The organism is Dietzia maris, assembly GCF_036287335.1.
GTDB lineage: Bacteria > Actinomycetota > Actinomycetes > Mycobacteriales > Mycobacteriaceae > Dietzia > Dietzia cinnamea.
Genome location: NZ_CP143053.1, coordinates 3,038,633 through 3,054,245 on the forward strand (window position 1 = coordinate 3,038,633; position 15,613 = coordinate 3,054,245).

A 15,613-nucleotide genomic window follows, 5' to 3' on the forward strand; every position below is an offset into this window, starting at 1 on the left:
CGAAAGGCCGCGAACCATGTCAGGCGTGACCATCACACTCGGGACGATCGGCGTCCTGCTCAGTCTGTTCTGCTGGGCCTCGTTCATCGGCGGCGTCACCCGCATGGTGCGCGGCCTCTTCCTGGGACAGAAGGACGGATTCGACCGTTTCCGGCCGATCCTGCCCCGGCTCAAGAATGTCATCGTCGAGGTGGGCGCCCACACCCGGATGGCGCGTAAGCGCTCGGTGGGCTTCTTCCACTGGTTCGTCATGGTGGGCTTCCTGCTCGGATCGATCGTCTGGTTCGAGGCGTACATCCAGACGTTCAACCCACGCGGCGGCTGGCCCTGGCTGTCCGAGCAGTCCTGGTACCACGTCATCGACGAGATCCTCGGCCTGGGCACCGTCATCGGCATCATTGCGCTGATCATCATCCGCCAGGTCAACCAGCGCCGCGGTCTCAACCGCTTCGTCGGCTCCGACCGCAAGGCCGCCTACTTCGTCGAGACCGTCGTGCTCCTCGAGGGCCTGGGCATGATCTTCGTCAAGGCCGGCAAGCTCGCGCTCTACCGCGCCGACGGCCAGGATTTCCACTGGGCCACCGACTGGGTCTCCGGCCCGCTCTCGACCATCCTGCCCGCCAACGAGCTGATGGTCTCGATCTTCGCGCTGGTCAAGCTGCTCACCGGCATGATCTGGCTGTACGTCGTGGGCCGCAACATCACGTGGGGCGTCGCCTGGCACCGCTTCTCCGCGTTCTTCAACATCTACTTCAAGCGCGAGGCCGACGGCCGCACCGCGCTGGGCGCCCTCAAGCCCATGACCATGGACGGCGTCCCGCTGACCATGGAGAAGGTCGAGGAGCTCACCGAGGAGGACGAGGACTTCGAGCCCAAGCTCGGCGCGGGCGCCATCGAGGACTTCTCGTGGAAGGGCTGGCTGGACTTCACCACCTGCACTGAGTGTGGCCGCTGCCAGGAGCAGTGCCCCGCCTGGAACACGGGTAAGCCCCTGAGCCCGAAGCTCATGATCATGTCGCTGCGCGACCACGCGACGGCGAAGGCCCCCTACCTGCTCGCCGGTGGTCAGACCACCATGGGCGAGGAGACCGGCCTGGTCGACGCCGACGGCAACCCGGACGAGGCCAAGCTGGCCAAGATCCCCGAGGCCGCCCGCCTCGAGGCCCAGCGTCCCCTGGTCGGCCACACCACCGCCGACGTGTCCGACGACCCGACGGCCGCCGGCATCATCGACCCCGAGGCACTGTGGTCCTGCACCACCTGTGGCGCCTGCGTCGAGCAGTGCCCGGTGGACATCGAGCACGTCGACCACTTCATCGACATGCGCCGCTACCAGGTGCTCATCGAGTCGGAGTTCCCGACCGAGCTCGCCGGCCTGTTCAAGAACCTCGAGAACAAGGGCAACCCCTGGGGCCAGAACAACTCCGGTCGTGACGAGTGGATGAACGCCCTCGACTTCGACATCCCGGTGATCGGCAAGGACGTCGAGGACTTCGGCGACACCGAGTACCTGTTCTGGGTCGGCTGCGCCGGCGCCTTCGAGGACCGCGCCAAGAAGACCACCCAGGCGGTCGCCACCCTGCTGCACACCGCCGGTGTGAAGTTCGCGGTGCTCGGTCAGGGCGAGACCTGCAACGGTGACTCGGCCCGCCGCGCGGGCAACGAGTTCCTGTTCCAGATGCTCGCCGAGCAGAACATCGAGACGCTGAACAACGCGTTCGACGGCGTGCCCACGTCGCACCGCAAGGTCGTCGTGACCTGTGCGCACTGCCTCAACACACTGAAGAACGAGTACGGACCGCTCGGCGGCGAGTACCAGGTGGTCCACCACACCCAGCTGCTCAACCGCCTCGTGCGGGAGAAGCGCCTCATCCCGGTCGCACCGATCGACGGCAACGTGACCTACCACGACCCGTGCTACCTCGGCCGCCACAACCAGGTGTACGAGGCCCCGCGTGAGCTCATGGACGGCTCGGGCGTCACCCTCAAGGAGATGCCGCGCCACGGCCAGCGCTCCATGTGCTGTGGCGCCGGTGGCGCGCGCATGTGGATGGAGGAGACGGTCGGCAAGCGCATCAACATCGACCGCGTCGACGAGGCGCTGTCGACCTCGCCCTCGAAGATCGCCACGGGCTGCCCGTTCTGCCGCGTGATGCTCTCCGACGGTGCCACCGCCCAGACCGACGGCACCGATCTCGAGGGCCAGGTCGAGGTCGTGGACGTCTCCCAGCTGCTGCTGGAGTCCATCTCCCGTGACGGCGGTCTGCCCGATCCCCGCGAGCCCCAGTGGCTCGAGCAGCCCAAGCGGGAGAAGACGACCGCGGAGAAGGAGGCCGAGCAGGCCGAGCGCGACGCCGCCGAAGCCGAGCGTGCGTCGGCTGCTGCTCCCGCCGAGCCGAAGACCGCCGAGGCCGCCCCCGACAACGCCGTCATCGACGAGGGCGAGGGCGCGGAGGTCGCGGCCGCCGGTTCCGGTGGCACGGTCAGCGCCGCGGAGGCCGGGCCGTCGGCCGCCGACTCGAAGGGCGCGCCCAAGTCGGGTGGCCTCAAGCTTGGTGGCGGCAAGGCCCCGGGCGGCGCGAAGGCCCCCGGTGGGGCGAAGGCGCCGGGCGGAGCCAAGGCACCCGGTACCGCGACGGCCGGCGCCGCCGCGGTCGAGGAGCAGTCCGCGGTGAAGGACGCCGAGCGCACCGAGGAGACGCGCGAGGCCGCCCAGGGTTCGGCTCCGGCCACCTCGGGCGCGCCCAAGGCCAGCGCCGGCGCTCCCAGGTCGGGCGGGCTCACGCTCGGCGGAGGCAAGGCGAAGGCCCCCGGCGGCGCCAAGGCTCCGGGCGGGGCCAAGGCCCCCGGTGGTGCGAAGGCCGCGGCCGCTGAGCCGTCCGCGGGCGAGTCGGCGGCTGCGCAGGCCGCTCCCGCCGAGTCCGCGCCGACCGAAACCGGGACGTCCGCTACCGCCAAGCCGACGGTCGGCCTCGGGCTCAAGGGCGGCGCCAAGGCGCCGGGTGCGCCCAAGGCGCCCGGCGCGCCGAAGGCCGCCGCGAAGGCCCCGGCCGCCGCACCGACTGACGCGGAGCCCGCTGCCGAGAAGCCGGCCACCGAGGAGACGGCTGCCGAGGACGCCCTCACCGAGGCGACTGAGGCGTCCGCGACCGAGCCGTCGGCGACCGACAAGGCCGAGGGGCAGGGCACCGATTCCGGTGCCGACGCGTCGGCGCCCGCCAAGGGCGGTGCCATCCCCAAGGCGAAGAAGTCCGGCGGCTACGGCCTGTCCCTGGGCTGACCCCCGCCGAAAGCCCTCGCGGCCCGTGATCACAGAGCTGATCACGGGCCGCGGTCTATTTCGCCTCGCGCGGAAGAGACCAATTGCCGGTCAGCAGGTGTGGTGCGTCTCCTGGACCCGGTACACCGGCGTCGGGATGCCCTCCATCCGCGCCTTGAGCTGCAGCGCGAGGTACTTGGAGTAGTGGCGCGACTGGTGCAGATTCCCGCCATGGATCCACAACTGCTTCACGTTGGTCGGCTTCCACATGTTGCGCAGCTCCCCCTCCCACGGACCCGGATCGCGCGTGGTGTCGGAGCCGTAGCCCCACACCTTTCCGACCTGATCCGCGACCTCCTGGGACACCAGGTCCACCAGCCACTGGTTCATCGAGCCGTACCCGGTGGCGTAGACGATCAGGTCGGCGGGCAGCACGCGCTCGCCGTCGAGCTCGACGCCGTCAGGAAGGATCCGCGTCACCTGCCCGCGTTCGAGAGCCACCTCCCCGTCGATCAGGAGCTGGCTGGCACCCACGTCGATGTAGTACCCGGAGCCGCGCCGGAGGTACTTCAGGAACAGGCCCGACCCGTCCTCGCCGAAGTCGAGATCGAACCCTATGTCCCGGAGCTTGCCGTAGAACTCCGCGTCCTTCTCCGCCATCTGGTCGTAGACGGGGATCTGCGCGTCCGGCAGCAGCCGGTAGGGCCAGGAGGCGAACAACATGTCCGCCTTCTCGGTGGTCACGCCGGCCTCGAGCGCCTCCTCCGAGTAGAGCGGCCCGAGCGCGAGCGACATCAGGGACTCGCTCCGTGAGATGTGGGTGGACGAGCGCTGGACCATCGTCACGTCCGCACCGTGATCCCAGAGGGCAGCGCAGATGTCGTGGGCGGAATTGTTCGAGCCGATCACCACGGCCCGCTTGCCCTCGACGTCGTCCTCGCCGGTGAACTCGGACGAGTGCCACTGGTCGCCGGTGAACTCCTCGGCGCCGGCGAAGTGCGGGATGTTGGGGTAGCCGGACACCCCGAGCGCAAAGATCAGCTGGGTCGGCCTGAGCTCGATCTCCTCGCCCCGCCGGTCGACCCGGACGCGCCAGGTCCCGTCCTGCTCGTCGAACTCGGCGCCCAGGCACTGCGTACCGGACCAGTAGTCGAGGTCCATGATCGCCGTGTAGTGCTCCAGCCAGTCGCCCACCTTGTCCTTGGCGGGGAACACCGGCCAGTCGTCCGGGAACGGGATGTAGGGCAGGTGGTCGTACCAGACCGGGTCGTGCAGGTGCAGCGACTTGTAGCGCTTGCGCCACGAGTCGCCGGCGCGCTCGTTCTTCTCGACCACGATCGTCGGCACACCGAGCCGCTTGAGCCGGGCCGCGAGGCCGATACCGCCCTGTCCGCCGCCGATGATCACCGCGTAGGGCTGCTCGGTGTAACCGAGCGATTCCCTCCGCTCGGTCTGTTGCTCGAGCCAGGTCCGGCGTCCACGGCGGATGACGTGCTCGACGCCCTTGTCACGGTCGCGGCCCTTCTTCTCTTCGTGCCCCTTGAGTTCCTGCAGCGTGGTGAGAAGGGTCCACGCGCGGCCGTCGCGCAGCCGGAGATGACCCCAGCCGCGGCCCGCCGCGGTCTCGAAAGTGATCCACGCCTCGGTCACCCCGTCGGCCTCGGTCGCCGGCTCGGCCAGCGCCCATCCGTCCGGCGCGACGGCGGCCAGTTGGGTTTCGAGCATGTCCCGGATCTCATCGCGCCCCTCGAGGGTCCGCAGGTTCCAGGTGAAGGACACGAAGTCACGCCAGAAGCCCTCGGCCTCGAACATGTCGGCCGCACGCTCGATGTCGCCTGCACGCAGCGCCTCGCCGAACTTTGCCAGCCACGTCTCGACGGCCCGATCGGCGCTGCCGGCTCGGGCGGGTGCTTGCGCTGTCTGTGTCATGACCACTCCTTCGGTGTGCTGTAGCGTTTTTCATGACGTAGATCACACTGTGTTCCCGAGGGGGTGGCAATGTCGTTGCACCCGACGTTGCGGTTCTCCGACCCGAAGACCTTCGCGGCCCGGTCGATCGAGGCCCACGAGATCGCGCTGTCCGGCGGAAAGCCGCCCGGCCTGGACGCGCGCGTGCTGCGCGCCTGGCAACGCAGCGGGGACGCGGGCATCTCCCCCGACCAGCAGGCCCCCCGCAGCTTTCTGTCGCAGGACGAGCTCGCGACCGCACGCGAGATGACGCCGCTGCACCCGGTCGCGGCGGAGGTCGTCGCATCGGTGGCGGACACCTCGGCGGCCGGGCGCCACCTCGTCGTCGTCTCCGACACCCGGGGGCGCGTGCTGTGGCGCGCGGGCAGCGCACAGACGTTGCGCCGCGCGGACTCGATCGCGTTCGCGGAGGGCGCGGACTGGTCCGAGAGGGGCATCGGCGCCAACGGCATCTCGCTGGCTCTCGAATCCGGGGCCCTCACCCACGCCACCGCGGGCGAGCACTTCGTCCGCGCCCACCACGGCTGGACGTGCACCGCGAGTCCGATCAGGGATCCGCGGGGACGGATCATCGGGGTCCTCGACGTGTCCCACCCACTGCGGTTCTCGTCGATGGAGACCGCCGCGCTGGTGCGCTGCGGCGCGCGACTCGCCGAGTCTCTGCTCGCCGCGCTACCGTCGTCCCCCGGCACGGCCGCCGGCCCGGGGCACGACGACGCCGCCCACGAACCCGGCCACGACCCGGCCGCCCGGTCCAACCCTGTCACCGCGATCCGGCTGCTCGGGTGGAAACCGGCCGTGATCCGGGCGGACGGGACCTCGATTCCGCTCACGCCCCGGCGGGCCGAACTCTTGGCCCTGTTGGCCTCCCGCGAGGCGTGGTCTGCGCGGGCGCTGTCTGAAGCCCTCTACGAGGATCCGACCGCCACCACCACGGTACGAGGCGAGGTCCGTCGGCTACGTCAACTCACCGGGCTGTCGATCGACTCGCAGCCTTACTCACTGTGTCCGCGCGAGCGCGAGTGCGTTGACTTCCTCTCTGTGGAACATCCCGACGACCTTCTTCCGGACTCCGAGATCCCGGCGATCATCGACCTCCGGTACGGGATCTGACCGCAGCGATCCGCCTACGACCGACGACTCCTCCTCCGACAGGGCATGTGGCGCCGGGCACGAGGAGGCGGGTGGCACAATCAGCAGGTATGACTCCTGAGACCACGGGACGCACGCTCCGCCAGCCGCGCACGCTCGACCAGTCTTCCAAGCTCAAGGACGTCCTCTACGAGATCCGCGGGCCGGTGCTCGCCCGGGCCAACCAGCTCGAGGCGGAGGGGCACCGCATCCTCAAGCTCAACATCGGCAACCCCGCGCCGTTCGGGTTCGAGGCGCCGGACGTGATCATGCGGGACATGATCGCCGCACTCCCGCACGCGCAGGGTTACTCGGAGTCCAAGGGCATCCTCTCGGCCCGCCGCGCGATCTTCACGCGCTACGAGCTCGTCCCCGACTTCCCCCACCTGGACGTCGAGGACATCTACCTCGGCAACGGGGTCTCCGAGCTCATCACGATGACCATGCAGGCGCTTCTCGACGACGGCGACGAGGTCCTCATCCCGGCCCCGGACTACCCGCTGTGGACCGCGATGACCTCGCTCGCGGGCGGCAAGCCGGTCCACTACCTCGCGGACGAGGACAACGACTGGAACCCGTCGCTGGAGGACATCGCCTCCAAGATCACCCCCCGCACCAAGGCCATCGTGGTGATCAACCCCAACAACCCGACCGGCGCGGTCTACTCGCGAGAGGTCCTGCAGGGGATCGTCGACCTCGCGCGGGAGCACAGCCTGCTCATCCTGGCCGACGAGATCTACGACCGGATCGTCTACGACGAGGCCCAGCACACCTCGATCGCGACGCTGGCGCACGACCTGCTGGTGCTCACGTTCAACGGGTTATCCAAGACGTACCGCGTGGCGGGGTACCGGGCCGGCTGGGTCGCGATCACCGGCCCCAAGGCCCACGCCGCGGGGTTCCTCGAGGGTCTCGAACTCCTGGCCTCGACGCGACTGTGCCCGAACGTGCCCGCACAGCACGCCATTCAGGTCGCGCTAGGCGGCTACCAGTCGATCAACGAGCTGATCGAGCCCGGCGGGCGACTGCACGAGCAGCGCGGCATCGCGTGGGAGAAGCTGAACTCGATCCCCGGTGTGAGCTGCGTCCGGCCGATGGGCGCGCTCTACGTCTTCCCGCGGCTGGACCCCGAGGTACACGAGATCCACGACGACCGGTTGTTCGCCCTCGACCTCCTCGAGCGGGAGCGGATCCTCGTCACGCAGGGCACCGGCTTCAACTGGCCGAACCCGGACCACTTCCGGGTGGTCACCCTGCCCGCGGCGCGGGATCTGGGCGTGGCCATCGAGCGGATCGGCAACTTCCTGGCGTCCTACCGCCAGTAACCCGCAGGGCGACCTCACCGCCGGACCACCGCCAGTCGGTCAGACGGTCGGTGCGCGGTGTGCGGCGGCCGGGTCGACCGCGAGCCCGACGGGCGGCAGGGCGTCGGTGCCTCCCGGGCGCGAGACTGCGCCCCCGGCCGGACCCGCGCCCGCAGCGTGGCCCGCACCAGCGGCATATCCGGCTCCCGCAGCCCCGGCGGCTCCCGCAGACCCGCCGAATCCGGCACCGACGACCGTGGGGACGCCGCGGCCCAGTGCGCGGTAGGTCCAGCCGGCCTCGCGCCAACGCTCGGCGGGCATGCAGTTGCGCCCGTCCAGCAGGATCCGGCCCCGCGCCACCTCGGCGACCGCGACCGGGTCCAGCTCCACGAACTCGGCCCACTCGGTGGCCACCAACACCACGTCCGCGCCCTCGCACGCCGCCAGGGCGGACTCGGCGTAAGTCAGGGTCGGGAACAGGGCCCGGGCGTTGTCCAGCGCCTGCGGGTCGTACACCACCGCGCTCGCGCCCTTCAGAGACAGCATCCCCGCCACATTCAACGCCGGCGAATCACGCACGTCGTCGGAGTTCGGCTTGAACGCCGCACCCAGCACCGCGACGGTCTTGCCGATGACCGTGCCGCCGCACGCCTCGACGGTCAGGTCCACCATCCGCTCCCGGCGCCGCATGTTGATCGAGTCGACCTCCCGCAGGAACGTCATCGCCTCGTCCGCGCCCAGCTCCCCGGCACGCGCCATGAACGCGCGGATGTCCTTGGGCAGACAGCCCCCGCCGAACCCGAGCCCGGCGTTGAGGAACCGCCGCCCGATCCGCGGATCCATACCGATCGCATCGGCCAGCACCGTCACGTCGGCGCCGGCGGCCTCACACACCTCCGACACGGCGTTGATGAAGCTGATCTTGGTCGCCAGGAACGCGTTCGCGCTCACCTTCACCAGTTCCGAGGTCGCCAGGTCCGTCACGATCACCGGACACGGATCCGACTCGAGGATCGGCGCGTAGGCCTGCTCGACCAGCTCACGGGCGAACCCCTGCTCGTCCGGCCCGCCGGGCAACCCGATCACGATCCGGTCCGGTGTCAGAGTGTCGGCCACCGCGAAACCCTCACGCAGGAACTCCGGGTTCCACACCACCTCCGCGCGCACCCCGTCCCGGGCGTGCCAGTCCGCGATCCCCTGCAACCGCGCCGCCGTACCCACCGGCACCGTCGACTTGCCCACCAGCACCGCGTCAGAGGTGAGCAGCGGCACCAGCCGGGTCACCACGTCCTCGACATAGGTGGTGTCGGCGGCGAACTCGCCCTTGCGCTGGGGCGTGCCCACCCCGATGAAGTGCAGGTTCGCGAACTCGGCGGCCTCGGCGTAGTCGGTGGTGAACCGCAACCGACCCGACTCGACGTGCCGCAGCAGGATTTCCGGCAGACCCGGCTCGTAGAACGGCACCTCACCGCGGCGCAGCCGCTCGATCTTGGCCTCGTCGACGTCCACCCCCAGCACCTCGTGGCCCAGCTCGGCCATGCAGGCGGCGTGGGTGGCGCCGAGGTATCCGGTCCCGAACACGGTCATACGCATGGCGCCGTTCTACCGCGTCAACGCGTCGCGGTGGGAACGCGCTGGTGAACGATGGTGGAGTAGTGCGCGCCGCACGCCCCGGGTGGTACGCGCCGCACGGCTCGCGGCAGAGCCCGGCTCAGCGGAAGTTGAGGTACGCCTTCGACGCGGTCGGTCCGCGCTGGCCCTGGTACTTGGACCCCACGCTCGCGCTTCCGTACGGGGTCTCGGCGGGACTGGAGAGCCGGAACAGGCACAGCTGGCCGATCTTCATCCCGGGCCACAGGGTGATGGGCAGGTTCGCGACGTTCGACAGCTCGAGGGTGATGTGCCCGTCGAAGCCGGGATCGATGAACCCGGCGGTGGAATGGGTGAGCAGGCCGAGGCGGCCGAGGGAGGACTTGCCCTCGAGCCGGCCGGCGAGGTCGTCCGGCAGGGCGAGCCGTTCGAGGGTCGCGCCGAGGACGAATTCGCCGGGGTGCAGGACGAAGGGATCGCCGTCGGCGACCTCGACCAGTTCGGTCAGCTCGTCCTGCTGCAGCGCCGGGTCGATATGGGTGTAGCGCGAGTTGTTGAAGACACGGAACAGCCGGTCGAGACGGACATCGATGCTCGACGGCTGGATCAGCGCGGGGTCGAGGGGGTCGATGCCCAGTCGCCCGTCGGCGAGCTCGGCGCGGAGGTCACGGTCGGAGAGCAGCACGGTCCTGAGGGTACCGGGCGCCCCCCGCGAGCAGACGGAGCTGGGTGCCGAGCTCGGCGACGCCCGTGCACGCCTCCGCGAACGGCAGTCGCTCGCGGCGGATCCGGCCCTCGCGGTCGACGAGCTCGATGTCCACGCCGGCGCGGTCGATGCCGATGAGCAGGGGCCGCACGGCGGGCAGGCACCGGCAGACGCGCAGCGCGATGCGCGGGACGACCTGGCAGCGGGGGTCGTTGAGGTGGTCGAGCCAGTGGCCCTCGAGGTCCGTGAACGGGTCGGGGCCGGAGGTGGCGAGGTCGTCGGGCGCGATGTCGGTGACGCCGTCGTCGTCGGTGAGGACGATCTTGTCGGCACGGAGCCGGACGAGGGCGGAGTCGGATCCGACGCCCAGGAGGGCGGAGTCGGGGAGGTCGCGCGCGATGTCGGCGGCGGTGATCCGTTGGGCGCGCGTCCCCGTCTGTTCGACGCGTCCCTCGACGACGACGATGCGGCGGCAGCGACCCTGGGCCACTCCCCCGATGATCTCGTCGAGTACCTCGAGTCGGGCGGTGACCCCACCGAACCCGATGGACGCGGCGTCGGCGATCGGGATCACCAGGCTGAGGTCGGCGGTCCCGGGGCTCTGGTGCACGAGGGCGACCGCCGGGGTGGCGGAGCCGAACGTGAGGGTGGCGCGCGGGCACCGGCGTAGCGCCGAACTCGCCCGCTCGGCCGGCTCCGGTACGGGTCCCACCAGTGATCGCATGCCCTCGCCTCTCGTCGTCGCGGTTCCCGTTTCCCGTTCCGGCGCCTCAGGGAATGACGCCGGAACGGGAAGCGGGTGCGGGGACGTGACTACCCGCAGCGATGAACTTAGGTAAGGCTTACCTCAAAAGCAAGGGTTTTCAGGAAACTTTTGTGTGACAGGTCACCGTGCCAGCTCGGCGAGCGCCCGGTGGACGTCGTCCGTATCGGCACAGACCTGCGGGAACGGCACCCGCAGGAACTCGCGGAAGCCGGAGTGCACCGACCCGATGTTCACGTCGATCCCGTAGCTGTCGATGCCCGTCGAGACACGGTCGCGTGCCGGCGATCTGCCGGTCGGCGCGCAGCGCGAGGCGCGCGGCCAGACCCGTATCGTCGGCCAACCGGCGCAGCCACGCCTGCTCGTCGACCGCGATCGGGTCGACGCTCGCCGCGGCGAGGTCCGACCGCGGCACCAGGTGCACCCCGTCCGCCGTGACGTAGCTGATCTCCAGCGGCTGCAACTCGCTCAACCGGAGCGATCCGACGTCGCCGTTCCCGTCCGGTCCGCCGCCGTCCGCCGCGACCAACCTGCGCCGTCGTGCCGCCGACGAGGCCGTCACGATTCCCGAGAGCGTGACGATGCCGCGGGCGACCGCGCACTCGTCGTCGTAACCCCGCCCACGTCCCCCACACGGCGCGGGACGGCCGTCGACGGAGAACGAGGGGCGCGGCGCGGAGCCACGACACCGGCCCGTACAGACGGTGTCGACGATCTCGACGGTCGCGGAGGCGCCGGCGGCGGCGACGCGGGCGGCGTCCCCCGTCTCGCGCGACGCCCCGCCGACGTCGACCACGAGCACCACGACGCCGTCGTCACGGACCCGTGCCGACCGAAGTGGACGCCGCAGCATCCCCGTCCCCACGGTTCCCGACGCGCCTCGCGCGAGCACCGTCCGCACGCGTTCCGCGACGGGTCGGTCCGTCACGTCGTCCATCACGCACCTCCTGTCAGCGGTGCCCGTCCGCCGGGCGACCGTCCGCACAAAACGGACTATCCTCCAGTTCAGCGTCCGGCGGGGCCGCTTCCTTCCCGGATCCGCCCGGAATCGGCGTGAGACCTGCCACATCGCGCGGCGACCCCGACCGCGACGACCCCCTCGAGCCGTCGCGGATATGCGCCGACCGCAGCTGACGTGGTGAAATGGGCGCATGGACGAGATCAGGGAAGAGCCCTCGAAGTACATCTGGCGCTGGACCCAGTGGTCGTGGGTGTGCGTCGGCGTGGGCGTGCTCATCGTGCTGATGGGGATCACCAGCGGCGGCTCCGTCACCCCGTGGATCATCGGCGCGATCGCGGTGGCCGTGATCGGCGGCGTGGCGTTCGGGTTCGTCCCCCGCGCCTCCCTCGCCCAGCCCAAGCGGCCCATGACGCCCGGCGCGAAGCGGAAGGCCGCCCGGAAGAAGTGACCCGGGCGCCCTGCGCCACGCAGGGCTCGTGCTAGTCTGAACACCGCCTCGAGCAGGCATCGCCGATGTAGTTCAATGGTAGAACTTCTGCTTCCCAAGCAGACAGCGCGGGTTCGATTCCCGTCATCGGCTCCACACCGACAAGGCCCTCCCACCCGGGAGGGCCTTCGTCGTTTCCGGGCCCACCCGGGCCGGGCGCCCCGGATCATCGCTCGTCGATGACCGCCGGGCATCGTTCGTTTCCAGGCCCGCCGCCCCGCCTTTGAAGACCCTGCTCCTCGACGAGTGGTCACGAACGCTGGTGTCTCCGCGGCCCGGCCTGGGATAACGTGAGCAGGTGTGACCTTTCGCCGGCCCCTGCACCGGCCCCGGCCCAGCGGCGCAAGCGAGGCAGTTCGAACGACGCGCGATCAGGCCTTGCCGTTCTCGCCCCCGCGGCGACGCAGGAGTTGGAAGCCCGGGATGCCGGCCACGGCCTCGAGGCACTGCTGGGCGACCTCGAGGATCTGGTGGACCTCCGGCGCGACCGTGTCCATCGAGGCGAGCACCGGCATGATGTCGGTCTCCAGGCTCTCGCCCAGCGCGGGCAGGTGGTCGATGAACTTCACAACCGCCTTGATCTCTTCCGGGTCGACCGACTCGAGGACCTCGTCGGCGATCGGCTCCAGCAGCGAGACGGTCTTATCCGCCCACACGAGCACCTCGGTGAGGCGCGTCGCGACGCGGCGCGCGACCTCGGGGTCGAGCTCGGCGTCGACGAGCAGCGCCTCGACGACAGGTTTGACGGGGGCCAGCGCCGAGTCCGCGAAGTCGAGCAGCGGAACGACGCGCTCGATGAGCGTGCCCGCGTCGAGGACCAGCTCGTCCGCGGTGTCCACGGTCGCGCCGACCCGCGCGACCACGCCCTCCGCGGAGTCGATCGTGGCATCGACCCGACGCACCACGCCCTCGGCCGAATCGATGGTGACGTCCACGCGACGCACCACCCCCTCCGCCGAATCGATGGTGCCGTCCACCCGACGCACCACCCCCTCCGCGTCGGTCACCGTGCCGGCCACCTGGTCGATCATCCGGTCGGCCCTGGCGACGGCGGTTCGGACGTCGTCGACAGTGCTGGTCGCGGAGGCGACGATCCCGTCGATCGCCCGCACGGTCCGGTTCACCTCGTCGAGCAGGTCCTGGATCCGCTCGACCACCACCTCGACGTCGTCGAGCAGCGCGAGTACCCGAGCGGGCAGGAGGATCAGCTCCCTGGCCAGCCCGAGTTGCCACTCGACCACACGAAACGCCGCCCCCACCACGGAGACGGCGGAGGGCGCCCGCCGCTGGATCTCTGCCATGAGGTGATTCTGCCCCACCGTCTCCCTCACCGTGGGCGCCCCGAAGAGCCCGCCCGGGAACCCGCGGAGGGACGTGGCCTGCGGAATCAGAGCCTTCCCTCACCTTGGACTGTTCGCGGACAACGCATTAGCATCGGCGTTGTTACCGACGAGTAGGTTCCAGTGGCCCCGTGGGCGAGCAGCACCGACTCTTCGGGCGCGACCAATTCCATGACACGCACTCCGATCGGAGAAGACCGTAATGGGTCACTACAAGAGCAACGTCCGGGATCTCGAGTTCAACATGTTCGAGGTCCTTGGCATTAACGAGGCACTCGACGCCGGCGAGTTCGGCGACATGGACACCGAGACCGCCAAGGGCATCCTCGACGAGGTCTCCGCCCTGGCCGAGGGCCCGGTCGCCGAGTCTTTCGCCTCCGCCGACCGCAACCCGCCGGTGTTCGACCCGGAGACCCACTCGGTCTCCATCCCCGAGGACTTCAAGAAGTCGTTCAAGGCGTGGTTCGACGCCGGCTACTGGTCGATGGGTCTGCCCGACGAGATCGGCGGCATGCCGGCTCCCCGCGCCATGGTGTGGGCCGTCGGCGAGATGATGCTCGGTGCCAACGCCCCCGCGTTCATGTACTCGGCCGGCCCGGCCTTCGCCGCCGTCCTCTACGAGAACGGTACCGAGGAACAGAAGAAGTGGGCCGCCACCTGCGCCGAGCGCGGCTGGGGTGCCACCATGGTGCTCACCGAGCCCGACGCCGGTTCGGACGTCGGCGCCGGCCGGACCAAGGCCGTCAAGCAGGACGACGGCTCCTGGCACATCGAGGGCGTCAAGCGGTTCATCACCTCGGCCGACTCGGACGATATGTTCGAGAACATCTTCCACCTGGTCCTGGCGCGCCCCGAGGGCGCCGGGCCGGGCACCAAGGGCCTGTCCCTGTTCTTCGTGCCGAAGTTCCACTTCGACTTCGAGTCCGGCGAGCTGGGTGAGCGCAACGGCGTGTTCGTCACGGGCGTCGAGCACAAGATGGGCATCAAGGCCTCGACCACCTGTGAGCTCACCTTCGGTGGCCACGGTGTCCCCGCCAAGGGCTGGATGGTCGGCGGCGACGAGCTGAACCAGGGCATCCGTCAGATGTTCGACATCATCGAGCACGCTCGCATGATGGTCGGCACCAAGGCCATCTCGACCCTGTCGACCGGTTACCTCAACGCCCTCGAGTTCGCCAAGGAGCGCGTCCAGGGCGGCGACATGACCGAGATGGCCGACAAGACCGCGCCCCGCGTGACGATCACCCATCACCCGGACGTGCGTCGCGCCCTCATCCGCCAGAAGGCGTTCGCCGAGGGCCTGCGCGCGGTGTACATGTACACCGCCGCCCACCAGGACCCCGAGACGGCCGTACGCGCGTCGGGCGCGGACGCCGAGCTGGCCCACCGCGTCAACGACCTGCTGCTCCCGATCGTCAAGGGCGTGGGCTCCGAGCGTGCCTACGAGCTGCTGACCGAGTCGCTGCAGACGTTCGGCGGGTCGGGCTTCCTGCAGGACTACCCGATCGAGCAGTACATCCGCGACGCCAAGATCGACTCCCTCTACGAGGGCACGACGGCCATCCAGGCGCAGGACTTCTTCTTCCGCAAGATCGCCCGGGACCGCGGCACCGCCGTCGGCCACATCTCGGCGCAGATCAAGCACTTCTTGGAGAACGACGCCTGCGGCGGGAAGCTGGCCGCCGAGCGCGAGCTGCTGGCCACCGCGCTGGCCGACGTCGAGGCCATGATCGGCACCTGCTTCGAGCACCTCATGGGCTCCCAGGACGAGCCGAAGCGCCTGTACACGATCGGGCTGGCCTCGGTGCGCGTGCTCATGGCGTTCGGTGACCTCATGATGGGCTGGCGTCTGCTCGTCGGCGCCGAGGTCGCCCTGGGCAAGGTAGACGGCGCGTCTGACGACGACAAGGCCTTCTACAACGGCAAGATCGCCGCCGCCCGGTGGTTCGCGAAGAACGAACTGCCCCTCCTCACCGCCACCCGGGGAATCGTCTCGGGGCTCGGCAACGAGCTCATGGAGCTGGACGAGGCCGCCTTCTGACGCACCTCTGACGGGCGGGCCCACCCCGACCGCTAGACGAATCCGCTACTCCGGCTCCGGATC

The 15,613-nt window shown here is 69.9% G+C and carries 10 protein-coding genes, 1 tRNA gene and 1 pseudogene; 6 read left to right on the plus strand and 6 right to left on the minus strand.

Annotated features, from left to right (window positions below; genetic code table 11):
• The first annotated feature begins 16 nt into the window (after positions 1–16).
• Positions 17–3,280: a (Fe-S)-binding protein gene (locus VYL96_RS14120; protein WP_131885859.1), complete on the plus strand. Its 3,264-nt coding sequence runs from the start codon at positions 17–19 to the stop codon at positions 3,278–3,280.
• Between the two features lie 90 nt (positions 3,281–3,370).
• Here VYL96_RS14120 and VYL96_RS14125 read toward each other — a convergent pair whose 3' ends face one another.
• The gene (locus VYL96_RS14125; RefSeq protein WP_131885858.1) at positions 3,371–5,188 is read right to left on the minus strand and encodes an NAD(P)/FAD-dependent oxidoreductase; all 1,818 of its coding nucleotides are present in this window, start codon (positions 5,186–5,188) and stop codon (positions 3,371–3,373) included.
• A gap of 69 nt (positions 5,189–5,257) precedes the next feature.
• On the opposite strand from VYL96_RS14125, the gene VYL96_RS14130 reads away from it, so the two are divergent.
• A complete protein-coding gene (locus VYL96_RS14130) occupies positions 5,258–6,340 on the plus strand; it encodes a helix-turn-helix domain-containing protein (RefSeq protein WP_131885857.1) in 1,083 nt (360 codons plus the stop codon).
• 89 nt (positions 6,341–6,429) lie between these two features.
• Positions 6,430–7,683, plus strand: coding sequence for a pyridoxal phosphate-dependent aminotransferase (locus tag VYL96_RS14135; RefSeq protein ID WP_063973834.1), 1,254 nt, complete (start codon positions 6,430–6,432; stop codon positions 7,681–7,683).
• A 222-nt stretch (positions 7,684–7,905) separates the two neighbouring features.
• On the opposite strand, the pseudogene VYL96_RS14140 reads toward VYL96_RS14135, so the two are convergent.
• The 4 genes and pseudogenes from VYL96_RS14140 to VYL96_RS14155 all read right to left on the minus strand — a co-directional run.
• Positions 7,906–9,255, minus strand: a pseudogene (locus VYL96_RS14140) (UDP-glucose dehydrogenase family protein); the annotation flags it as partial.
• A 118-nt stretch (positions 9,256–9,373) separates the two neighbouring features.
• Positions 9,374–9,937: a dCTP deaminase gene (gene dcd / locus VYL96_RS14145; RefSeq protein WP_007633742.1), complete on the minus strand. Its 564-nt coding sequence runs from the start codon at positions 9,935–9,937 to the stop codon at positions 9,374–9,376.
• Positions 9,918–10,682, minus strand: a complete 765-nt coding sequence (locus tag VYL96_RS14150; protein ID WP_131885856.1) for a hypothetical protein — start codon at positions 10,680–10,682, stop codon at positions 9,918–9,920. The genes dcd and VYL96_RS14150 overlap by 20 nt, the downstream gene beginning before the upstream one ends.
• Positions 10,683–10,821: 139 nt before the next feature.
• Positions 10,822–11,658: a hypothetical protein gene (locus VYL96_RS14155; RefSeq protein ID WP_243699708.1), complete on the minus strand. Its 837-nt coding sequence runs from the start codon at positions 11,656–11,658 to the stop codon at positions 10,822–10,824.
• A 214-nt stretch (positions 11,659–11,872) separates the two neighbouring features.
• On the opposite strand from VYL96_RS14155, the gene VYL96_RS14160 reads away from it, so the two are divergent.
• Together VYL96_RS14160 and VYL96_RS14165 are read left to right on the plus strand one after the other, a co-directional pair.
• A complete protein-coding gene (locus VYL96_RS14160) occupies positions 11,873–12,130 on the plus strand; it encodes a hypothetical protein (RefSeq protein ID WP_131885855.1) in 258 nt (85 codons plus the stop codon).
• Positions 12,131–12,191: 61 nt separating this feature from the next.
• Positions 12,192–12,265 (plus strand) — tRNA-Gly (locus VYL96_RS14165).
• A gap of 275 nt (positions 12,266–12,540) precedes the next feature.
• Here the strand turns inward: VYL96_RS14165 and VYL96_RS14170 are convergent.
• Positions 12,541–13,470 carry a methyl-accepting chemotaxis protein gene (locus VYL96_RS14170; protein ID WP_131885854.1) on the minus strand — a complete coding sequence of 310 codons (930 nt, stop codon included), beginning with the start codon at positions 13,468–13,470 and terminating at the stop codon, positions 12,541–12,543.
• Positions 13,471–13,711: 241 nt separating this feature from the next.
• Here VYL96_RS14170 and VYL96_RS14175 point away from each other — a divergent pair, with 241 nt between their 5' ends.
• Positions 13,712–15,550 (plus strand): acyl-CoA dehydrogenase, encoded by a 1,839-nt coding sequence (locus VYL96_RS14175; RefSeq protein ID WP_131885853.1) that lies wholly within the window; start codon positions 13,712–13,714, stop codon positions 15,548–15,550.
• The last annotated feature ends 63 nt before the right edge of the window (positions 15,551–15,613 follow it).